The sequence below is a fragment of the Saccharibacillus kuerlensis DSM 22868 genome, assembly GCF_000378145.1.
In the GTDB taxonomy this organism is placed as follows: Bacteria; Bacillota; Bacilli; order Paenibacillales; family Paenibacillaceae; genus Saccharibacillus; species Saccharibacillus kuerlensis.
The window spans coordinates 23,426-45,813 of record NZ_KB899284.1 but is presented as its reverse complement, the minus strand read 5'-3'; the positions used below and the strand labels follow the sequence as shown (position 1 = coordinate 45,813).

Genomic DNA, 22,388 nt, shown 5'->3' with positions numbered 1-22,388 from the left:
GATCAAAATCCTCCCGGCTTGTTGGAACGCATCATATAGCCGAGTCCGCGGCGGGTCAAAATATATTCCGGCTTGCTCGGATCGTCCTCGATCTTCTCGCGCAGCCGCCGAATCGTTACATCGACGGTGCGTACATCGCCAAAGTATTCGAATCCCCATACCGCCTGCAGCAGATGCTCGCGGGTCATCACTTTGCCAGCATTTTTCCCCATATAATAAACCAGCTCATATTCGCGGTGTGTCAGATCGAGCGGTTCCCCGTTCTTGTACACGGTATACATATCCGTATCGATAAAAAGGTCTTCGACCGTCAATCCCTGCCGCTTCTGCTCCTGCATACCTGTTCCCGGATGCAGTGCCGCTCCCGGCTGATGACGCCGCATCTGTGCCTTCACCCGTGCCAGCAGCTCGCGCGTACTGAACGGCTTGGTCACGTAATCGTCCGCGCCCAGCTCAAGTCCCAGTACTTTATCGATCTCGCCGTCTTTGGCAGTCAGCATGATGATCGGCACCGGCAGCTTCGCCCGCACTTCGCGGCAGACGTCCATCCCGTCCTTGCCCGGCAGCATCAGATCCAGCAGAATAAGGTCAGGCGATTCGCTCAATGCCAGCTCTACTGCCCGGATTCCGTCGAACGCGCAGGTGACTTCGTAGCCTTCTTTTTCAAGATTAAATTTTAAAATATCCGCAATCGGCTGCTCGTCGTCCACAACCAGGATTTTACCCTGCATTTTTCCCAGCCCCCCTGCTTCGATTCCCTATTGTTTTCCGGTTCTTTTCGAAGGGATATCTTCTTCATTTTATCATAGGCGACGGGAAAAAGCGCCGCCGGGAAACGTCCGGCGGCGCAGAATGTCGATAATGTTTCATTGGAAACACAGAAGGCAGAGGCTCCAGAAGAATTTCGTTCCGGTCGCATGTTACAATCGGGAAGCCGAATTCACGTCACTAAGGAAGCTTCCCGATTGCAAAGGCGAACGCTGACGCTCCTACACCAAAATTCTCCTTTCGCTTTAGCCTTCGCAAATGAAACCTTCAAGACACTAAATCGCCGCCGGAAAATACCGGCGGCGTTTTTTTTAAGGAAGATAGGATAGTGGATTTTGAGGCGATCCGCCTTTGCGGATCTCGAAGTGCAGGTGTGTACCCGTCGAGTGACCGGTATTGCCCATAACTCCGATCGACTGGCCGCGCGAAACGGATTGTCCGACACTGACGCTCATACTCTTCAAGTGGCCGTAGCGCGTCTCGTATCCATCGCTGTGGCTGATGATTACGATGTTGCCGTAGCCGCTCATCACTCCGGCATACGTGACCGTCCCCGGTGCGGATGCCGCTATATTCGATGGACCCGTCAAGTCGATGCCGGCGTGAAGCTTGCCCCAGCGGGTGCCGAACGTACTGGAGATCGATCCGCCGCTGACCGGCCAGCTGAAGCCGCTGCCGCTCGCCGTCACCTGTTCTTGGTTATCGTCTGAAGAGCTTGGCTCTTCAGGAGCCGACTGCTGCGTGCGGCTTACCGAAGTTTCTTCGCTTTGTTCTTTATCGACAACCGACTCTTGAACGACAACCGGCTTAGGCTTTTCGATCACTTTGGTTCCTTTTACGATAATGACCGGGGAAGATGCGCGAACGACTTCCTGCCCAATCCATTCCTCACGTACAATTTCACCGTTCTTTTTGGTCAGCCGGTAATCGACGCGTTTCACACCTTTTTTACCTTCGGAAACGACGATTCGCTTGCCGTAAGCCATATCGGAATTGCGGCGGATAACCATTTCGGAAGCGGTCGGTACCGTTTCAGAGACCGTCTCAACCGTCGTGACGTTTATAGCCGGCTCCGGCAGCGTAATACGCAGCACCTGACCGATCTGCAGCGTAAATTCCTCAATGTTCGAATTGTTCGCGTACAGCTCATCCTGCGTGATGTCGAATTTTTCTGCGATCGAACTTACCGTATCGCCTTCGGCAACAGTATACGTAACCGGATCTTTTTCGCCGATCGTCAGCAGCTTGTACGCTTCCTCTTCGGTCAGAATTCGCGTTGGGGACGTTTGAGTTTCTTCATAAGCGATTTGATCGTCGATCTTGATGGAATCGAGCTTGGACGCGGAACCGTATGTAACGGTCTTACTCCCCGTTGAAATTCGCTTAGGGGCTGCCGCTGCAGTCTGAGTGCCTTTGCCGATATACGATTTTTTGGCTTTTTCGATCAGCTTCTTGGCAGTCTCTTCGTCTTTGACGATGCCAATCGTTTTGCCGTCCACGATCAGCTCGGTGCCTGTGGCATAAGCTTTGATCGACTCGTCCAGCTTCTGCAGCGTAGCTTCCGTATCCGCTGTCACTTTGTAGCCTTCTGCCGCTTCTGCGCGAATACCATCCGTGTACAGCTTCATGTTTGCATCTGGATATTTTTCCGAAAATTCCTGCTGCTTCTTCTCGATCAGCTGATCCAGCTGCTTTTTGTCCGCGATCGTTCCAATCTCCGTATCGCCGGAATAAACCGTATAGTACGGATAAGTATGAGTCTCTACGTATTTGAACCCGCCGAAGGTTAGTCCGCCCGCAAGCGCAATACCGCCCACAATTCCTGCTGCCCATCGACGAAGTTTTTTTGGTTTCTGTCTGTTATCCATTACGTGTTCGTTTTTCTGCCGCATCTGCGACTTTTCGACAGACGCTGCTTCGCCCTGGCCTTTGTTGTCCAAACTTTCCATGATCTTCTCCTTTGCCTGGCAAATCAAATAGTGTCAAAATTTTAACCTTTTCAAACCTTCGTTTACTTTAACACAGCTGCCCTCTACAATTCAACTTTGCAAAAAAGCAAAAAACCCGCGCCGGGCGCGGGTTCGGAGGCTTCTAAGCAACTTTTTTGACAAACGATTATGATCGTCCGTCTGCTAGCTTAAAATTAAACGTAGATCGGCATAACTGGGTTAGTCTGCTCACGGTTGCGGCCAACAGAGAAAATGGCGATCGGAATGCCTGTCAGTTCGCTAACACGGTTCACGTAATTGCGAGTCGTTTCCGGAAGCTCTTCCAGTGTCTTAACACCGGTAATATCTTCACTCCAGCCCGGCATTTCCTCATATACGGCTTCGCACTGGGCGAGCTGCTTCAGGCTTGCCGGATAATGCGTAATAATCTCGCCGTTCAATTTGTAGCCAGTGCAGATCTTAACCGTTTCCAGCCCTGTCAGAACATCAAGAGAGTTCAAGGACAGACCTGTAATGCCGCTGACACGTCTTGCATGACGAACGACAACCGTATCGAACCAGCCAACACGGCGCGGACGTCCTGTTACCGTACCGTACTCGTGACCTGTTTCGCGGATCGTGTCGCCAATTGCATCGTGCAGCTCAGTCGGGAACGGTCCGTCGCCTACGCGCGTTGTATAAGCTTTGGCTACGCCGATGACTTGATTGATACGAGCGGGACCGACGCCGGAACCGATGCACACGCCGCCTGCAGAAGGGTTGGAGGACGTAACGAACGGGTAGGTTCCCTGATCGATATCCAGCATTACGCCTTGAGCGCCTTCAAACAGCACCTTTTTATCCTGATCGATGTACTCGTTCAACACAACCGATGTATCGCATACGTAAGGACGCAGTACTTCGGCATATCCCAGGTAATCTTTCAAAATTTCTTCCACATCGACCGGTGTACCGCCGTATACCTGTTCGATCATGTGGTTCTTTTCTTTCACCAGATGGCGCAGTTTCAGCTCGAACTCTTCAGCGTCCATCAGATCCGCCATACGAATACCGATACGGGCCGCTTTGTCCATGTAGCAGGGTCCGATGCCTTTGCCTGTTGTTCCGATCTTGTTTGGACCTTTGCGTTCTTCTTCAAGCGCGTCCAACACCATATGGTACGGCATGATGATATGTGCACGATCGCTAATCGACAAGTTTTTCGTTGTAAAGTCATTATCATGGATGTAGTTAATTTCCTCGATCAGCGCTTTCGGGTTGATGACCATCCCGTTGCCGATTACGCAGGCTTTATCTGTATAGAAAATGCCCGATGGGATCATCGTCAATTTGTATTTTTTTTCTTCGATCAAAATGGTATGGCCCGCATTGTTGCCGCCTTGATAACGAGCGACCACGTCGGCGCCTTCCGCCAAATAATCCGTAATCTTGCCTTTTCCTTCGTCTCCCCACTGCGTTCCCACTACGACTACTGTTGACATTGTACATTCCTCCGTGGGTGCCTTTGCACCTTTGTATTGGTCGTCCGTCCTCTATCCCGGCAGGAAATTCGTTGGTGGAAAACACTGCAGAGAAGCGTGCTAACGGACGAGCGGAGACGGCTCTCTCTGAATGCGCCGCGTCCGCCAGGCGGACCCGAGCGACCGAAGAGCGCTCCTTATGCTGCTTTGACACAGCACCAATAGTGTACCAGCCCATTTTTCCAAAGTCAAATAAATAACGAACGAATAAGGATGTATATAAATCTAATGTTCGGAAAATGAAAAGAAAAAGGGATTAAGGAAAGAGACATAAACGTCGGAAAAAAGCGAAATAATGCAGAAAAGCGGAAAAGAATATTCTCTTCCGCTTTCAAAGATCTAATTGATATTTGTATGCTTTACTGTTTTGAATTGCATGCAATTTGATCGTTTTTATCAAATGATTTGTCCTTCTCTTTTCTCCTTCCGCCGCAAAAAGGTGTTTAAAGGAGAGCCTGTCCGTTTAAAAAAAGAGCAACAAGCCGTTTTTGCACAACCAATCAACACGACAAAAACTTCTGAAAGAGGTGAAAAGAATGGCTAAAATCGCAGTGAAAATGCTCGTGAACGCAATTGCCATCATTGGTCTGACCATGTGGTTTGGAGAAGCGAGTTTTATGAGCGCCCTGATTGTTACTTTAATTCTCGGAGCACTCGCTTACGTAATCGGCGATATGTTTATTCTGCCAGCGGCAGGTAATACCGTCGCTACCCTTGCAGATGCCGCCTTGTCGTATGTTGTACTCTGGGCCGCTTCCGAAATGCTGGGATGGGGACTTTCGTTCTTCGAACTGTTCGTTATTGCGCTGGTCGTTGGGATCTTCGAATTCTTCTTCCACGTCTGGCTGCTGCAGAGCGGCATCCCAGGCCGGAAAGACAACGCTGGACATGCCCGTATGCCTATGCAGCGCTAAGAGCGGTAGGACTGAGCATGGATAACAGAAAGACCTCTCAACTCATGATTTAGAACCTTATGATGCACAGCAAAAAGGCCCGGACATCCAACGGATGTCCGGGCCTTTTGCTATCCTGCGAACGAATCCGAATGAGCCCGTTCATAATTGACGAATTTATTGAAGTTTTTCAGGAACACCAGCTCGACGGTGCCAACAGGGCCGTTACGCTGTTTGGCAATAATAATCTCGATGATATTCTTTTTTTCCGTATCCGCATTGTAATAATCGTCCCGGTAGAGGAAAGCGACGATGTCAGCATCCTGCTCGATCGAACCCGATTCCCGAAGGTCGGACATCATCGGACGTTTGTCCTGACGCTGCTCGACACCCCGGCTGAGCTGGGACAGGGCGATAACCGGCACTTCCAGTTCCCGCGCAATCTGCTTCAACGTACGTGAAATTTCCGAGACTTCCTGCTGACGGTTCTCGCCCGCTTTACCGCGTCCGCTGATCAACTGCAGATAATCGATCACGATCATGCCAAGTCCTTTTTCCTTTTTAAGCCGGCGGCACTTGGATCGAATGTCCGCCACCGTGATTCCCGGCGTATCATCGATATAAATTTCGGCTTCGGACAGCGACGCAATACCCATCGTCAGCTTGGTCCAATCTTCATCGCTCTTAAATTCCCCTGTCCGCATAACACTGGCATCCAGATTCGCTTCGGCACAGATCATACGCTGAACAAGCTGAGCTGCCGACATTTCGAGACTGAAGATCGCTACAGTCTCTCCCGCACGAACCGAGACATTCTGCGCGACGTTAAGCGCGAACGCTGTCTTGCCGACAGAAGGACGCGCTGCCAGAATGATTAAGTCGTTGCGTTGGAAACCGGCTGTCATATTGTCCAGATCGACGAAGCCGGATGGAATACCTGTCGTACCGCCGCCGCCCAAGTTCTGATGCAGCGTTTCAACGCGGTCGAATACTTCCATCAATACATCGCGAATGGCGACAAAGCCGCCGCTCGATCGACGGTTGGAAATCTCGAGGATTTTGCGCTCCGCGTCGCTCAGCATCAGTCCGACATCTTCCCCGCCGGTATAACCTTCGCTGACAATCTGCGTTGCAGTGCGGATCAGCCGGCGCAGCATCGCTTTTTCTTCAATCATCTGCGCATAATATTCGACGTTGGCAGCCGTCGGAACCGCATGCGCCAGTTTGGACAGATAGCTGACTCCGCCAAGATCTTCAAGCTGACCTTTATCTTTGAGCAGCGAGGCCAGCGTCACGAGATCGATCGGCTGACTCTCTTCCCCGAGTTGGACCATAGCCTCGAATATCATCTGGTGCGACTTGTCGTAAAAATCGTCGGCCGTAATTTTCTCCATGACTGTAATAAGTGCCTCGGCCTGAAGCAGCACCGCACCCAGTACGGCCTGCTCCGCTTCCAGATTTTGCGGCGGAATCCGGTCGAAAAAGAGATCCTCGCTCATCTTATTCCTCCGTAACCTGGACCTTAAGCGTTGCTTTGACTTCCTTATGCAGTTTAACTGGAACCTGGGTTACCCCCAGTGCACGGATCGGCTCATCGAGCTCGATCTTGCGCTTGTCAATTTTGATTCCCTGCTTGGACAACGCTTCACCAATTTGTTTGCTTGTGATGGCACCGAATAGGCGGCCGCCTTCTCCGGCTTTAGCCTTGATCTGTACCGTAATCTCTTCCAGCTTCTTGCCGGCTTCGATTGCTTCCTGCTTCTCTTCTTCTTTACGCTTTTCTTCAGCCGCATGCTGGTTTTCAAGCGTCTTCACATTGCCTTGAGTTGCCGGCTTTGCCGCTCCGTTCTTAAACAGAAAATTATGTGCATAGCCTTCCGATACTTCCTTAACTTCGCCTTTTTTGCCTTGTCCTTTAACGTCTTTCAGAAAAATAACCTTCATTCAAATAGCCCCTCTTCCTTTTCGATGTCTTCAAGTACGGCAAGCAGTTTCTTTTCCGCTTCCTGCGGAGAAATGTCGAGCTGCACTGCCGCATTGGTCAAATGCCCGCCGCCGCCCAAACGCTCCATGACGACTTGAACATTAATTTTGCCGAATGAGCGGGCACTGATGGCGGTCAGCCCGTCGGGTCGGCTGCCGATGACGAACGACGCGTTCACGTCCGTCATATTGAGCAGCGTATCCGCGGCCTGTGCAATCAGCAGCTGCGGAAATTGGTGCCCTTCTTCGGTAACAGCAAGCGCCACCCCGCCCATGACGACACGGGTATGCTTGATAATCTCTGCTTTTGAAATGTACTCATTCAGATTTTCTTTCAAGATGCGCTGTACAAGCATGGTATCTGCGCCGCTGCGGCGCAAAAATCCTGCCGCTTCGAATGTTCGCGATCCGGTATGCAGTGCGAAATGCTTGGTGTCTACCGTAATACCGGCGAGCAGCGATGTGGCTTCAAGCGGAGTCAGCGCCATATTGTCGTCAATGTACTGCAGCAGCTCCGTTACCAGCTCACTGGTGGAAGAAGCGTACGGCTCCAAGTATACAATGACAGCATCATTAATGAATTCCTCGCTGCGTCTGTGATGGTCGATCACGACCACCTGCTTCGCTCGCTGCACAAGCTTCGGCTCGATCGTCATCGATTGTTTGTGTGTATCGACAACAACAAGCAGCGTGCGTTCGGTCATTAACGAAAGGGCTTCATCCGGTGAAATAAATTGGTCCTCAAGCGTTGAATCGTCACGGATATGTTCCATCATCTTAGCAATAGAAGGATTGTCGCCGGCCAACACAATACTGGCCTCGACATCCAGTCTTTCGGCAGCTTTCAGCATGCCGATCGCTGCACCGATCACGTCCATGTCCGGATTCTGGTGTCCCATAATCAGCACCCGGTCGCTGCGCTTGATCAAGTCGCGCAGCGCGTGTGCGATGACGCGAGCCCGCACTCGAGTCCTTTTCTCCACCGCATTGGAACGGCCGCCGTAGAACGACAGCCGCTGTCCTGCTTTGACTGCCGCCTGATCACCGCCGCGACCAAGTGCCATATCAAGGCTGGACTGCGCCAATGCGCCCAATTCGCTGATTTTCTCGCTGCCGCAGGCCAGACCGATGCTGAGTGTCATTGGCACCTTAAGGTCGCTCGTTGCCTCGCGCACCTCGTCGAGAATCACGAAGCGGCTGTTCTCCAGCTTCTCCAGCGACGCTTGGTTCAGCAGCATCATATAGCGCTCGCTGGACAACCGCCGTAAATAAACTTCATACTGACGTGCCCAACCGTTAATCAAACTGGTTGCACGGGCGATAGTCAGCGTCCGCTGCTGATCGTCCATTCCTTGGAATGCTTCATCCAAATTGTCGAGCACCAGTATGCCAAGCGTCAAACTTTCTTTCTCGTATCGTTCCCGCAGCTCGGCCATCTCCGTCATTTTCTGCAGATAGATCAGCCGCTCTTCCGGATAGACCCGAACGTCGTACGTCTCCGCACCTACTTCGATTTCCGCTCTGACTTGACTCAGCGGTTCTTTCGAGCCGTCTTTTTTATCTCGAGCCAATGGAGGCAGTCCGGGCAGCAGTTCGGAAAGAGAAAGCCCAATGGCTGTATCGATTCCAAGCAGTTGGCTGACCTGACGGTTATGCCATTCAATTGTACGATCCTTATCGTACAGCAGCAGACCGAACGGCAGACGGCTTGTAATCTCGCCTTCGATGCCGCCTACGCGGTAGGAGAGTGTAGAAGTATATTCGGCAAGTTCGCGCCTGAATTTCAGTTCCGCCCGCAGCATAACGAAAATGACGACGATAACGAGACACAACGATAGCAGGCCGAGCAGCCAGTTATACGCCGTGACAAACGCGGTCAATATCAGCAGCAGGAGAAACGCCCAAACGGTCCGATAACCGTACCAGCGTTTCAGCAAAAAGTTTGGCATGGTTTTCTCACCCTATCGCTTAGGTCTTGTAATGAACTCTCGCAGCGGGAATGCCAGATCGATGATGCCGATAATTCGCATCGGTGGAAAAATAACCGTTACGACCGCCATCAGGATAGAGAGCGCCCGATGCCACTTTTTGATGTGCCCGATAAAAAACCAGAATCCGACTGCCTGCACGGTGAAACCGAGCTGCAGCAGCGGAAGAAGGTTGATTGCGGCTGCTTTCCAGAATCCGTCCGCCTCATTGAAAGTCATGATCTCCAAAATGAGAACGATAAAATAATAGAACAGCAGCGCACGCGGAAGTCTCCATTCGTGTGCAGGACGCAGCTTGGGCACCGCCACACCCATAGAAGACAGCGTTGGCCGAACGATCGCATGAGTAATCACCGCCAATACAAGCGAACTTACGGTGATGCCGAGCGGAATCATCATGACCGTCTGATTGGACAGCGCAAAAATAAAGTCCGGACTCCATTGATCGCTAATCATCGGATTTACTTCTGCTACGGCCAGCAGCGGATCAAATGTGTCATGAACGAAATTGCTCACGTAACTCGACAGGTCGAATCCGCGCAGAAGCTTGGCACCGGCCAGCAAAATAAGAAGCAGACCGAGCAGTGTACCCGCTCCGTATGCGATCGTCTGCAGCGCAGGAGCGCGCTTCTTGTACAGATGTCCCATAACGATGCCGGGCACCAAGAAATAAAAAGCTAAAATCAGTGTGTACGGCGCCAGTCCGCCGGATAAAATGCCCAGTATCGCAAACACAGGCAGGACGTGCAGCCAAAAAACGTTTACGCGCAAAGAGGCGTAAAGCACAGCTGCCGGAACGATCATAACCAGCAGAGTGATCGCGGACAGCGGCGTTAACAGCGACAGAAGAACCAGCAAATATAGGATGGCCCACATCGCCGAGGACAAACGCAATTTCAAGTAGATTCACCTCTTGTGCGGATATGAAAGTTTAGCATTTATTATAGCATATTCCGAATGGACGCCGATACCGCGTGCCCGGGATGTTATTTATTTTGCGCCGCATCGTTCTGTCTGGCAACAAAACTCGCACAGTACTCGATAATCTGGCTGCGGCGCACAATACCGATAAATCGGCTGCGATCGTCGACAACCGGAACAAAGTTCTGGGTTTTAGACAAATTGATCAGATCGGCCATGTCGGATTCGATCGATACCGGCCTGTTGTTCATACGCAGTGGCACTTCCTTAAGCATAAATCGTGAAGCGTTCTCAAAAGTGATTTTGCCTTCTGAATGCTTCATGTGCCATAGGATATCGCCTTCTGTAACGGTACCGGCGTACTGGCCCTCTTTGTCAATGATCGGGATCGCGGTATAACGATGATGTTCCATACGCTCAATGACTTGGCGAAGTGTAGCATCGAGCGTAACGAATGCGACTTCATGCTTAGGCAGCAGGAAAAAAGCAATATTCATAACGGATTTCTCCTTCTCTATTGTTGAACTCGGCGGCAGATGAAGATTCTCTTGTTCATCACCCTAAAAACGACATCTTCGAATCCTATGGGAAGATAGATCTTTTAAAAGGGGTCGTTCAACCGGTCCGCCATTTCATTATAACGTAAACTCGATGCAGAAAGTAAAAATCAGCGGCTGCATAGTAGGCCGCTGATTCAGAATTCATATTTTCGCTTTATTGCGCTATGTGTTTTTGTCTAGGCTATACCAGCTTCATCCAAGATGCGGCACGCTCAACGATAGAACCCGACCGCGCATATCCATAGTCAAGCAGTCGGCCGGCAGACTGAAAACTTTTCTCCCGACTTTGCGCGCCCATAATGACAACAATCAGACGCTTTCCGTCGCGCTGCGCTGTTCCGGCAAAAGAATAACCGTCTTGCTCGGATCCACAGACCTTCAATCCGTCGAGTCCACGATAAGCATGCGGGCCGGCAAATTCCGGCAGCATGGCATTATTGTTCGTCAAGTAAATGCTGCGAGAACTGATTTCAGTCTGCGCTACTGAAGACATCCGCAGAATTTCAGGATGCGCTTCAATTAGCGCCCGGCACAGCGCAGCCGCATCTTTTGCAGTCATTCGGCTTCCGGAAAGCGGCTGGTCAGCAGACGTTTCGTCCAAGTCTCTCACCGGTCCGGCTGTAACCGGCTTAAACAATGTTGAAGGCGACATACCGATTCGGCGTGCCTTGTCGTTCATCATCCAGGCAAAAGAAGCTTCCGAGCTTCCCGCGTAGCGGGCCAGCGCTGCCTCAGCTTCCTTGGACGATGATACGGTCAATCCCATAAACAGCTCGTTCAGCGGAATCTGATCCTCGGAACGCAGAGGAATACCACTATTGCCTTTACCATCATAGAAATTCGAAAGTTGAACCGTATCATTTCTCGGCTCTCCCCCTATACGTACCGAATCTTCCCAGTTAATCCGGCCGCTCCGTACTGCATCAAGCACCAGCCATTCCGTCATCAATTGAGCAATACCCGAAGCAGGCAGTACTCGATCTCCTTCAGTTTCCCACAAAATTTCTCCCGTTTGCGCATCGATCAGAACGGCAGCTGCCGCTTCGATCTTCGAATGATCAGCCAGCAGCTGTTGAGGAACCAACAGCAGCAGTACGACTAAGACAACCAGCGTTCCTTTTTTCCATATGCCACCGTTCTTCATTCGATCCGCTCCCTTCACTACTCTTATAGACGTATGAAAACGGATTTTAGTCTGCAAAAAACGAAAAAAAATTAACCTTTTAATGACAAATTTGATCACAATACGGTGTAAGCGCAACCAAAAAGGAAAAATAAAAAGGAAGCTCTGGCATTTGAGCCAGGCTTCCCGAAAGAAAATATAAGATTGTACTGGATAATCGGATTTTATTGTTCGTAGATCAGCTTCTCAAGCAAAGTGGCAGGCTACGAAGTGTTCATTGCCTACATTCCGGTATTCCGGCACCTGCTGCTTGCAAATATCCGCCGCCATTGGGCAGCGCGTATGAAATTTGCAGCCGGAAGGCGGATTCGCCGGGCTTGGAATATCGCCCTGTAGGACAATACGTTCGCGCTTCAGTGTCGGATCCGGGATCGGAATAGCCGACATCAAGGCTTTCGTATACGGATGCAGCGGGTTGCTGAACAGCTCGTCTGTCGGCGCCATCTCCATCATTGTACCCAGATACATCACGCCTACACGGTTGCACAGATGCTCGACGACACTAAGATCGTGAGAAATGAACAGGTAGGTCAACTGCTTCTCACGCTGAAGATCGCTGAGCAAATTGATGATTTGGGCTTGAATCGATACGTCGAGTGCAGATACCGGCTCGTCGGCAACGATGAACTCGGGGTTCATGATCAGTGCGCGGGCAATTCCGATCCGCTGACGCTGACCGCCAGAAAACTCATGTGGAAATCGATCGTAATGATACTCGGCGAGGCCGCAAATTTTCATTGTTTCGATAACGCGATTTTTTACATCTTTTCGACTGGCAAGACCATGGTCGATCAACGCTTCGCCGATTGCTTCGCCTACCTTGATCCGAGGGTTCAGCGAACTGAAAGGATCCTGGAATACGATCTGCATCTTGGTACGCATATTGCGCAGATCGCTTTTGGAAAGCTTGTGCAGATCCTGTCCATCAAAAGTGACGGTACCGTCGGTCTTATCGTTCAGACGCAGCAGAGTCCGTCCGATTGTGCTCTTACCGCAGCCCGACTCGCCTACAAGACCGAAAGATTCTCCTCTATTAATAGCAAAAGAAACGCCGTCGACAGCTTTCACATCACCGACACGGCGCTGGAAGACTCCGCCTGTAATCGGGAAATACTTTTTCAGATTGTCGACCCGGACGAGGGGTTGGCTGCTTCCGCCGCTCTGCTGCTTGTCCAATTGGACCACCGATTCGCTCATTGCGCTTTCCCCTCCTCTTCATACAGCCAGCAGGCTGTCTTGTGTCCGTCCGCATGCGTACGTAAAGGCGGCGTCTTGGCTTTGCAGATTTCCATGCAGAATTCGCAGCGATCGTGGAAATGGCAGTTGTCCCCCAGATCGACCGGGTTCGGTACTTGGCCTGGAATGGAATACAGGCGTTCCTGACGTTGGTTGATGACTGGCTTGGCTTTCAGCAGTCCCTGAGTATAAGGATGCTGAGGATTTTTGAACAATTCCAATACAGGAGCTTCTTCGATTACCTTACCGGCATACATAACGACGACAAAGTCAGCCATCTCCGCTACGACGCCGAGATCGTGGGTGATCATCATGATCGCCGTATTCATCTTGCCCTTGATATCGCGCATCAGGTCCAGAATCTGGGCTTGAATCGTGACATCAAGCGCCGTTGTCGGCTCATCGGCGATCAGCAGCTTCGGATTGCAACTCAGCGCGATCGCGATCATGATCCGCTGACGCATACCGCCGCTTAATTCATGCGGGTACGAATCGTAGATTTTTTCCGGACGTGGAATCCCTACCATCGTAATCAATTCGATCGCGCGCGCTTTCGCTTCTTTCTGTGTCATGCCCAGATGATATAACAGCGGCTCAGTAATCTGCTTGCCGATTGTGAATACCGGGTTCAGAGACGACATGGGCTCCTGGAAGATCATCGCAATTTCATTACCGCGCAGGCGGCTCATGTCCTTCTTGCTCAGCTTCAACAGGTCTTTGCCCTCGAATATAATTTCGCCGCCGACGATCTTGCCCGGAGGAGACTCGATTAGCTGCATCAGGGACATTGCCGTTACGCTTTTGCCGCAGCCCGACTCGCCAACAACGCACAGCGTTTCGCCTTCGCGTATGGAGAAGCTGACATCGTTAACCGCTTTGACAGTTCCGGCAGACGTTTTAAAGTGAGTCTCGAGGTTACGGAATTCGACCAGTTCTTTTGCCATTTTGTCTCTCCTACTTCTTCATTATTTGCAGCTTTATCGTTTCGTTTATCGCCTGTTGTCTCAATTCTTACCGTGTTTTCATCTTTGGATCGAGCGCATCACGCAGGCCGTCTCCGATCAGATTGATCGCCGTTACGGTGATCAAAATGCAGAAGCCTGGCGGAATCCAGATCCACGGACGTTTGCGGAAGTCGACCAGATTATTGGCCGCATTAATCATATTGCCCCATGATGGGGTTGGAGGCACAACGCCAAGACCCAAGAAGCTGAGCGCCGACTCGGTGATGATTGCGCCGGCTACACCCAATGTTGCCGACACGATAATAATCGGAATGGTATTCGGCATCAAGTGACGGAAAATTTTACGGTTATCCCGCAAACCGAGCGCTTCGGTTGCCTGCATGAATTCCTGCTCGCGCAGCGTCAGGATTTGGCTTCGTACCAGACGCGCCAGCGATACCCAGCCCAATACCCCGATAATGAGCATCAGGAAGTAAATCCGTTGACTTGGGTTAACTTTAAGGTCGGACAGAATGGCACCCAGTGTAATCAAGATCGGCAGGGAAGGAAGTGCCAGGAAAATATCGGCGATTCGCATGATCAACGTATCGGCGAATTTACGATAGAAGCCGGCGACAGCTCCAAGCGTAACGCCGATAGCAACAGCAATTGCCGTTGCCACAATACCGACGGTCAAGGAGATTCGACCGGCAAGCATCATACGCAGCAGGATATCCCGACCCAGCTTGTCCGTTCCTAACCAATGAGTCGCATTCGGCGCCTGATTTTTACCTGGAATATTGGTTTGCATCAATGTATAGGGAGAAAATAGCGGTCCTATGAAACAAAGCAGGAACATCAATACGAGAATAGTCAGACCAATGACCGCAAGCTTGTTTCGTGCAAAACGGCGAAACGCGATTTTCCAGGGAGATTCGACTTTAACAAGTTTGAGCTGCTCCTGAAGCTGCTCGGTTCGATTTAACGGCTGTTCCACTTTTAATCTCCTCCTACTTTAAGCGAATTCTCGGGTCCGCAACGCCGTATAAAATGTCGGAAATCAAGTTGCCGATAAGCGTCAGTACAGCCAGGAACATCGTAAATCCGAGCATCAGCGGATAATCGCGCATGTTCAGCGAAGCCAAGTAAATTTGCCCGATACCCGGCCAGGTGAAGACCTGCTCCAGAATCATGGCTCCTCCGAACAAAGTCGGAAGTTCAAGCCCGAGCAGTGTAATAGCCGGAAGCAGCGCATTGCGGAAAGCGTGTTTGAAAATAACCGTATGCTCTTTGAGTCCTTTAGCGCGAGCTGTACGGATATAGTCCTGACGAATAACTTCCAGCATTCCCGTTCGGAAATAACGTGTGAGACTTCCGACACTCAAGACTGTCAGTACCGTTACCGGAAGAAGCATATGCTGCGCGACGTCCTTTATGTAGGCCCATCCGCCTGCGTTTAAACCCGCGGTGGTCATGCCGCCGATCGGGAACAATTTCAAATCCAGAGCCAGATACTTGATTGCTAAGAGACCGATAAAGAATGATGGCAGCGACATGCAAAGGAAGACAAGCAGGGTCACCATTTTATCAAACCAAGAATACTGGTATTGTGCTGAGAACACCCCGACAAAAGCGGCAATAATCCAACTTAAAAGAGAAGAAACAAATGCAATAACAAAAGAATTCCATACATAAGTACTAATGACTTCAGTAACAGGCATTTTATGCTGGAAAGACTCCCCTAGATTGCCTGTCAGCATATTCTTCACCCAAACAAAATATTGCTGTACCGGAGGTTTGTCCAGACCATAAATAGCGCGCAGCTGATCTGCTCTTTCGGCAGTCATATTAGGATTTTGTGTAGCTGTAATGTAATCGCCGGGCACCAACTGGGAGATGATAAAAACGATGATTGAAATCCCGATCAATGTCGGGATCATCTGCAGCAGACGCCGAATGATAAACTGACTCATTTGCTATTCTCCTCCTGGCATAGAAATCGATATGCCCAGCTCTCGCGAGCTGAGCATATCGGATGATCGCTAATCTGAATTTTGAGGGAATTATTGAGCTTCCATAGTCACGGTATCCAAGCTGTACGTGAACTCTTTGTACGACGAGATATCCCAGCCATCAAGTCTGCCGTTGATCGCGTTCATGTTCGTTCTCTGGTACAGGAAGATTGCCGGCATATCTTCGTTCAGCAATTTGTACACATCCGCATAGATTGCTTTACGTTTTTCGAGGTCCAGCTCTTTTTTGCCCTCTTTCATCAGCTTATCGACTTCAGGGTTGGAATAGTTGTTGTTGTTCTGCGCACCTTCGCTAATGTAGACCGTAGAATCCGGATCCGGAGTCAGGCCCCACGCTGCGAAGAACATTTCATAGTTTTCGGCTTTAACATTTTCCATAATAGCGTTGAAATCAAGCGTCTCGGTTACCAGCTCGATGCCTAACTCTCTATAGTTCTCTGTCATAATCGGAATCAGGGCGTCGATAACCGGGTTGTCTGCTGTTGCCGAGAAGTTAATTTTGAACTTTTTGCCGTCTTTTTCGCGGATACCATCGGAACCTTCTACCCAACCGGCTTCTTCCAGAAGTGCCTTGGCTTGTTCCGGATCATACTCATATGGATTGATGTCTTCTTCCGTATAAGCCCAGGATACTGTCGATTCCGGAATGTTGATAACTTCAGCGTAAGGACCATAGATCGCTTCAACAACCTCAGCACGGTTCAGACCGTAGGTCAATGCCTGGCGAACCTTCTTGTCGGAGAACAGAGGACTTTCGTTGTTCATACCGATATAACCGTAGCCCAAGTTTGGCAGAACGTGCATTTCAACAAAGCCCAGTCCCTGCAGTTCTTCCACATTGTCTTCACTTACCGTAACGTTGTCCAAATCCGTTTCGCCGGACTGCAGCATCGCCATGTTCGTGTTATCAGTTGTGGTACGGTAAATCAGCTTAGGCGTCTTAGGTGTTCCACCATAGTAATTTTCGTTGGCTTCGAAGTTAACTTCTTGTCCAGGCGTGTAGCCCGTCAGCTTGTAAGGACCGGAGCCTACTGGCTCGGCGTTGAGTGCTTTAACCGACGTTACGTCACCTTGCTTGTAGTCTTTGCCATAGTAGGCTTCAGGCAGGACGTAAATGGAGAGTTCCGGCAGTGTGATGGCCGAGTATTCGCTAACCGTTACTTCAACCGTCTTGTCGTCAATAACTTTAATACCGGGAATTTCGGAAGAAGTGCCTTTATTGTATTCTTCCGAGCCTACGATATTCCAGCTGAGCGGGTCGGAAGGCCCGTCATAAGTCGCATCCATATATACTTTCATTGTAAAGAGATAGTCGTTTGCTGTTACTGGCGTGCCATCGCTAAACTGCGCGTCGTCACGAATATGGAACGTATAAGTAAGATTGTCTTCGGAAATATCGATCGATTCCGCCAGGTCGTTCTCATATGTGCCGTCTGCTTTGACCTTCATCATGGCTGAGAAGACAACTTGGTTTACGTAGTTGTCATAGGCCGTCGTGTAGAACAGAGGGTTGAAAATGCCTTGTGGAGCCGTCATGCCGACTACGATGGTATCCGTACGGGATGTAGCGGTTGCCGGGTTCATGCTCATGTCGGTGGCCTCGATAATGCCGTTCGCCTTGTTAACCTCTTCGGTTGCTGCACTTTCTTCCGCACCTGTTTCGCCCGTCGTGGAATTTTCAGTAGGTGCTGCTGCAGGAGCCGCTTCTTCGTTCCCACCGCAAGCTGCCAAAATCGAACCGAAGGCCATCAGTGTCACGAGCATCAAAGACAATCTCTTTTTCATGTAGATCCCCCTAATTGAGTTATTTAGAATTTGTTCTCGAACTCTTCTTTCTCCTCGTAACAGATTCTAAAGCTTCAAAAGCGATGAAAATAATCGGAAATCGCGTAGCGACTAGATTATTTCAAGCAAAACCCTACGGCGGCCGGCAATTGGACTGCAAATTTTCTCTTTCTCTCTTTAAGCATAAATGCATAAAGGTATCTGCAAATCCCAGCATTTAACCCTTGGTTGATTTCAAGTCGCATAAATACTAGATTTAATGCGTTTGCTTAATGAACCAGCGGTAAATTTAATGTCAATAATACGTGTAAATTATACTCACGTCAATAGATTTTTTAAGAAAAAAAGCCCATTTCTGTTTCATCCTAAGCGGAAAATTGAATTTTATATCTGTTTTTTGAATAAAAAAACGTTAAGGCAGCGTAAAACAATCCCTTTTCATAAAGGATATGTAATCGTCATGCTTTTTGATGTTAGGATACGTGACAAGAAAAAGGATTTATCATCTTTTAAGAAGTGATATTAAGAAGGGGATCTGGCTTCATCGATTATTGAAAAAATGGATGAGCAATTATAAAGGAAAGGAATCTGGAAGACACTTCCTAACTCTTTTTTGTTTTCCTTTTATTATAAGAACGTTTTCATATTTGTACAGCTTTTTTTGTCGGCTGCAGTAATCTTTTGGACAATAAAAAAAGACGACCGATAAAATCGGTCGTCTTTTATGTCGTTTATCCTATTCCGTTGTGTAAGGCAGCAGGGCTACCTGACGGGAACGTTTGATAGCAACAGTCAGCATGCGCTGGTATTTCGCGCTTGTTCCTGTTACACGACGTGGCAAGATTTTGCCGCGCTCGCTGATAAATTTACGGAGCAGGTCCGTATCTTTATAGTCGATGAAAGTGATCTTATTTACAGTGAAATAACATACTTTACGACGCTTGTTGCGGCCACGACGGCCGCCGCTTGGACGTCTTTCGCCGTCTCCGGCATCACGTTGTCTAAAGCTCATTAGATTCATTCCTTTCTATAATTAGAATGGCAGGTCATCATCCGAAATATCGATCGGTCTTCCGTCATCGGAAAAAGGATCCTGACTGTTGCTTCCGCCTCCACGAGGAGCTTGGCCACCGCCGCGATTTCCACCGCCTCCACCACCGTAAGATGGTTCAGGACGATTTCCTCCGCCGCTGTTGCCTCCGCCATTGCTGCCGCCTCCATAAGAAGACGACTCATCGCGGCTCGATCCGCCATCGCTTTTTGGCGATTCCAGGAAACGGACATTATCGGCAATAACTTCAGTGACGTATACACGTTTACCTTCGTTATTTTCGTAGTTCCGTACTTGAATACGGCCTTCTACCGCTGTCAGACGTCCTTTGCGCAAATAGTTTGCACAAGTTTCTGCCAGCTGGCGCCAGGTCACTACTGGAATGAAGTCCGCTTCGCGTTCTCCGCCTTGACTCGTAAACGGACGGTCGACTGCAATCGTAAACTGGGTTACGGCTACGCCCGCAGGCGTGTACCGCAGCTCAGGGTCGCGTGTCAGCCGGCCGATCAGAATGACTCGGTTCAACATCTCGATCCCATCCTTTACACGGTAAGTTTCCGATTACTTCGTTGGTACTACGGTAATCAGGTAACGAATGACATCGTCAGAAATCTTCATAACGCGTTCAAGTTCGAAAATAACTTCCGGCGTTGCCGTAAAGTTAGTCAGAACGTAGAATCCGTCACGGTATTTCTTGATCTCATACGCGAGGCGACGTTTACCCATAGCATCGTGCTTGGTAATTTCGCCATTACCCGTAGTGATGATGCCAGAGAATCTATTGATAGCGGCGTCTACCACTTCTTGTTCAACGTCTGGACGAATGATGTACATCACTTCATAATTGCGCATATGTTTCACCTCCTCTTGGACTAAGGCCCCCAATCCTGTTGGGAGCAAGGAACGGGCTGTAAGCCCGGACCGTATTATTATATCAGACTTCGCCTACAGTATCAACAAAATTATATCGTCGATAAAAACAAAAAAACGACCCTTGGTCGTTAGTCTGAGTAACAATATGGCGGAGAGGGTGGGATTCGAACCCACGCACGCCTGATGACGCCTAACTGATTTCGAGTCAGCCCCCTTGGGCCTCTTGGGTACCTCTCCACAAGCAAGTTTTACAACAAGATTTATTATACAGCAGGCTCTTTATGAAATCAAGCGCTTAACTTAAATTCCTTGAAAAAATTAAATCAGACAAATCCAAGCCCCGAACTGTCGGCTTCTTCCTGTATCGGCTGCTGCCGCTTTGAACGGTTCGGGGCTTTGGCTTATCCCTGCGGCTCTTCTGCAGCCGCTGACTTGAGTACTTTTTTGAGGTTTTTTTCAAACTTGGCTCTAGGGATCAGAACGCTATGCTGGCATCCGGTGCATTTGATCCGAATATCCATGCCCATACGAATGATCTCCATTTCGTTACTGCCGCAAGGATGCGGCTTTTTCATCTGTACAATGTCCCCTAGGCCGAACACTTTGCGTTCCACTCGTACCACTCCCTTCATTTACTGCGCCGAATGCGGCTTGTCTTCCGTGTTTGGCTTTTTCTCCGCATCCGTTTTTTCAACCTCTGGCTTCCCCGGACCCGACACCTGCATATCCACGCTGGACGATTCAAGCGCTTTGGCCTCTGTTTCTTTGCGTTCTTCTTCGGCTTGAGCTTTGCGCTCGGCCTCTTCGGCCAGCGCTTTCTTCAGCGCATCGTCACGCTCCAACGCTCTTTTGACTTCGCCGCGGATCAGGCTCTCCACTTCACTTTGTGCATTCGGTTCGCAGTTCACGACGACTCGCAGTGTATACTCGCCGGTTGTCATTGTCTGAATGCCGCGAACTTCTGGCAGCTCCAGCACTTTGACGTTTTTGTCACGAGCTTTTTCCACTGCGCGGCTAACGAGCTTGAGCGATTCATCAAGCGCATGGTCCGCACTCATCGGAATGTCGATTACCGCTTTAGCATTGGCGAGCGAAAAGTTTGTCACGTTTGTGATCGTTCCGTTCGGAATCACGTATACCTCCCCGTTCCAGTTTCGGAGCCGGGTTGTTCGCAGACCGATTACTTCGACCGTGCCTTTGTAAGTCGCAATTTGTACGACATCCCCTACCGCAAACTGATCTTCAAATACGATAAAGAATCCGGTGATAACATCTTTGACCAGACTCTGCGCTCCGAAGCCGATTGCCAATCCGACGACGCCGGCACCTGCAATCAACGGTGCAAGATCATATCCCAATTCGGAGATAATCAGCAGCAGCATGATGAAGTTGAATACGATCAACGCCATATTTTTCAGCAGCTTGCCAATTGTGACGAATCGTCTCGGCTTTACTCTGAATTTATTTCCTTTGCCTTCTTCGCTCTGACGCAGAATAGCCCGATCGATAATCCGGTACGAGATTCGAATGGCGATCTGAGCCAGAACCACGATTAGCACAATACGCAGTGCCGTATCGGCAAGAGCCAGCCAAGTAGCCGGGTCGGTCAACCTATTCCATACGCTTGTCATAAACGTTACGGCTTCTTTTGCCGTATCGGTCGCCTGTTCCGGTATATTCGTATCGTCTGCGGTCAAAAATCTTTTTAACATGTCAGACATGTCAGCGCTCCTTCCTTCAGCCGCGCGCCTACCTCCCCGGTGCTGCCAGGCACCATACAATTCTGGGTAAGTGCGGGCCTTTCGTTTGGATTCAAGTCAACTGATTGTAATCGGGGCCGCTTTTCCGGAATATGCCCCGGATTTCGATACGCTCCCGTTCGACAATCGTCTGCACCCGCTCGAATTCAGTTTCGGAAAAAGCGATACATAAAGCACAGCCTGCGGTGATCTCCTTGGGAGTCGGACACAGCTCGATGGCGATCGGCTCCTCTTCCAAAATCATTTCCGCACGCAGTGCCTGCTGTGACGAGTCGAAGGCGATGATCAGATTCTGTTCGTCCACGGTCAGCCCTCCCGGCGCGCAATCTCAATTGCATCCTTCTCTTCAGGCGACAGCGCGTACTTCGATGCCCCCTGTTCAATTGGCTTCGCATAGACATAAGAGCTTTCCCGGTTGTGCAGGCCGCTCATCACGATACCGTTGTCCAGCTCATCCAACAGTGCAAGGGAGAAACTAAGATCGCTGCCCTGATCCGAAAAGGCATTGTAACGTTTGACTCCGAGCTTGGACTTCGATATCCGCTGACGCTGCTCGATCATCATCAGTGTTCGGCGCTGTTTCTCCTGCTCGTCTTCCACGGAATCGGTTTGCATTTTCAAATTGAGCAGCAGCGACTCTAAATCTTCGATTCCCGCTCCAGCCATCATACGCTCGTATTTTTTGCGCAGTCGGTTCAATTTGACAGACTGCGATAGGACGACAAACAGAAGGAGGAACACCAACACCGTCAAGGCGGCTATGATGACAAACAGCTGCTCGGAAATTAATTGATTCAATTCTGTCATGCTTCGACTCTTTCCCTTCTGTCGCTTGTCTTCGGCATACTTATAAATCCTGAATGAATCGAGGTTTTTCTGCATGTCCAAGTAAATATTTTCTAACCAAATCGGCGGGTGCATCTTCGGTATATACCCGATTG

Annotated in this window: 22 protein-coding genes and 1 tRNA gene; 1 reads left to right on the top strand and 22 read right to left on the bottom strand. The window is 49.9% G+C overall.

From position 1 onward, the window contains the following. Positions 1-2: 2 nt before the first annotated feature. The 3 genes from yycF to F456_RS0110405 form a co-directional block, all read right to left on the bottom strand. Positions 3-731: a response regulator YycF gene (gene yycF, locus F456_RS0110415; protein ID WP_018976968.1), complete on the bottom strand. Its 729-nt coding sequence runs from the start codon at positions 729-731 to the stop codon at positions 3-5. Between the two features lie 348 nt (positions 732-1,079). Continuing rightward, positions 1,080-2,717: a peptidoglycan DD-metalloendopeptidase family protein gene (locus tag F456_RS0110410; protein WP_018976967.1), complete on the bottom strand. Its 1,638-nt coding sequence runs from the start codon at positions 2,715-2,717 to the stop codon at positions 1,080-1,082. Positions 2,718-2,911: 194 nt separating this feature from the next. Next, positions 2,912-4,198 (bottom strand): adenylosuccinate synthase, encoded by a 1,287-nt coding sequence (locus F456_RS0110405; RefSeq protein WP_018976966.1) that lies wholly within the window; start codon positions 4,196-4,198, stop codon positions 2,912-2,914. A gap of 575 nt (positions 4,199-4,773) precedes the next feature. On the opposite strand from F456_RS0110405, the gene F456_RS0110400 reads away from it, so the two are divergent. Further along, a complete protein-coding gene (locus F456_RS0110400) occupies positions 4,774-5,151 on the top strand; it encodes a DUF2512 family protein (RefSeq protein ID WP_018976965.1) in 378 nt (125 codons plus the stop codon). 110 nt (positions 5,152-5,261) lie between these two features. Here F456_RS0110400 and dnaB read toward each other — a convergent pair whose 3' ends face one another. The 19 genes from dnaB to F456_RS0110305 all read right to left on the bottom strand — a co-directional run bounded on the left by dnaB (position 5,262) and on the right by F456_RS0110305 (position 22,254). Continuing rightward, positions 5,262-6,629 carry a replicative DNA helicase gene (gene dnaB / locus F456_RS0110395; protein ID WP_018976964.1) on the bottom strand — a complete coding sequence of 456 codons (1,368 nt, stop codon included), beginning with the start codon at positions 6,627-6,629 and terminating at the stop codon, positions 5,262-5,264. Between the two features lies 1 nt (position 6,630). Then, the gene (gene rplI, locus F456_RS0110390) at positions 6,631-7,074 is read right to left on the bottom strand and encodes a 50S ribosomal protein L9 (RefSeq protein ID WP_018976963.1); all 444 of its coding nucleotides are present in this window, start codon (positions 7,072-7,074) and stop codon (positions 6,631-6,633) included. After that, positions 7,071-9,062, bottom strand: coding sequence for a DHH family phosphoesterase (locus F456_RS0110385; protein ID WP_018976962.1), 1,992 nt, complete (start codon positions 9,060-9,062; stop codon positions 7,071-7,073). Before F456_RS0110385 ends, rplI begins: the two co-directional genes overlap by 4 nt. 12 nt (positions 9,063-9,074) lie before the next feature. Further along, positions 9,075-10,001 carry a DUF2232 domain-containing protein gene (locus F456_RS0110380; protein ID WP_018976961.1) on the bottom strand — a complete coding sequence of 309 codons (927 nt, stop codon included), beginning with the start codon at positions 9,999-10,001 and terminating at the stop codon, positions 9,075-9,077. An 86-nt stretch (positions 10,002-10,087) separates the two neighbouring features. Further along, positions 10,088-10,519: a CBS domain-containing protein gene (locus F456_RS0110375; RefSeq protein ID WP_018976960.1), complete on the bottom strand. Its 432-nt coding sequence runs from the start codon at positions 10,517-10,519 to the stop codon at positions 10,088-10,090. A gap of 244 nt (positions 10,520-10,763) precedes the next feature. Further along, on the bottom strand, positions 10,764-11,726 hold the full coding sequence (locus tag F456_RS22310) for a D-alanyl-D-alanine carboxypeptidase family protein (protein ID WP_018976959.1): 963 nt from the start codon (positions 11,724-11,726) through the stop codon (positions 10,764-10,766). A gap of 225 nt (positions 11,727-11,951) precedes the next feature. After that, positions 11,952-12,962, bottom strand: coding sequence for an ABC transporter ATP-binding protein (locus F456_RS0110365; RefSeq protein ID WP_018976958.1), 1,011 nt, complete (start codon positions 12,960-12,962; stop codon positions 11,952-11,954). Then, a complete protein-coding gene (locus tag F456_RS0110360) occupies positions 12,959-13,945 on the bottom strand; it encodes an ABC transporter ATP-binding protein (RefSeq protein WP_018976957.1) in 987 nt (328 codons plus the stop codon). Before F456_RS0110360 ends, F456_RS0110365 begins: the two co-directional genes overlap by 4 nt. A 67-nt stretch (positions 13,946-14,012) precedes the next feature. Further along, positions 14,013-14,867 (bottom strand): oligopeptide ABC transporter permease, encoded by an 855-nt coding sequence (gene opp4C / locus F456_RS0110355; protein ID WP_229675615.1) that lies wholly within the window; start codon positions 14,865-14,867, stop codon positions 14,013-14,015. Positions 14,868-14,955: 88 nt separating this feature from the next. Beyond that, positions 14,956-15,918, bottom strand: a complete 963-nt coding sequence (locus tag F456_RS0110350) for an ABC transporter permease (RefSeq protein ID WP_018976955.1) — start codon at positions 15,916-15,918, stop codon at positions 14,956-14,958. 90 nt (positions 15,919-16,008) lie between these two features. Beyond that, positions 16,009-17,763 (bottom strand): ABC transporter substrate-binding protein, encoded by a 1,755-nt coding sequence (locus F456_RS0110345; protein WP_018976954.1) that lies wholly within the window; start codon positions 17,761-17,763, stop codon positions 16,009-16,011. Between the two features lie 736 nt (positions 17,764-18,499). Next, the gene (gene rpsR / locus F456_RS0110340) at positions 18,500-18,775 is read right to left on the bottom strand and encodes a 30S ribosomal protein S18 (protein WP_018976953.1); all 276 of its coding nucleotides are present in this window, start codon (positions 18,773-18,775) and stop codon (positions 18,500-18,502) included. A 21-nt stretch (positions 18,776-18,796) separates the two neighbouring features. Next, positions 18,797-19,342, bottom strand: a complete 546-nt coding sequence (gene ssb, locus F456_RS0110335; protein WP_018976952.1) for a single-stranded DNA-binding protein — start codon at positions 19,340-19,342, stop codon at positions 18,797-18,799. A 33-nt stretch (positions 19,343-19,375) separates the two neighbouring features. Then, positions 19,376-19,666 (bottom strand): 30S ribosomal protein S6, encoded by a 291-nt coding sequence (rpsF, locus tag F456_RS0110330; RefSeq protein ID WP_018976951.1) that lies wholly within the window; start codon positions 19,664-19,666, stop codon positions 19,376-19,378. Positions 19,667-19,833: 167 nt separating this feature from the next. Then, positions 19,834-19,924, bottom strand: a tRNA-Ser gene (locus tag F456_RS0110325). A 164-nt stretch (positions 19,925-20,088) separates the two neighbouring features. Next, complete coding sequence (locus F456_RS0110320; RefSeq protein WP_018976950.1) at positions 20,089-20,301, bottom strand: DUF951 domain-containing protein; 213 nt, start codon at positions 20,299-20,301, stop codon at positions 20,089-20,091. 18 nt (positions 20,302-20,319) lie between these two features. Further along, positions 20,320-21,408 carry a mechanosensitive ion channel family protein gene (locus F456_RS22305; RefSeq protein ID WP_018976949.1) on the bottom strand — a complete coding sequence of 363 codons (1,089 nt, stop codon included), beginning with the start codon at positions 21,406-21,408 and terminating at the stop codon, positions 20,320-20,322. Positions 21,409-21,499: 91 nt separating this feature from the next. Beyond that, positions 21,500-21,751 carry a putative Se/S carrier protein gene (locus tag F456_RS0110310; RefSeq protein WP_018976948.1) on the bottom strand — a complete coding sequence of 84 codons (252 nt, stop codon included), beginning with the start codon at positions 21,749-21,751 and terminating at the stop codon, positions 21,500-21,502. A gap of 2 nt (positions 21,752-21,753) precedes the next feature. Further along, the gene (locus F456_RS0110305; protein ID WP_026293800.1) at positions 21,754-22,254 is read right to left on the bottom strand and encodes a DUF4446 family protein; all 501 of its coding nucleotides are present in this window, start codon (positions 22,252-22,254) and stop codon (positions 21,754-21,756) included. Positions 22,255-22,388: the final 134 nt, after the last annotated feature.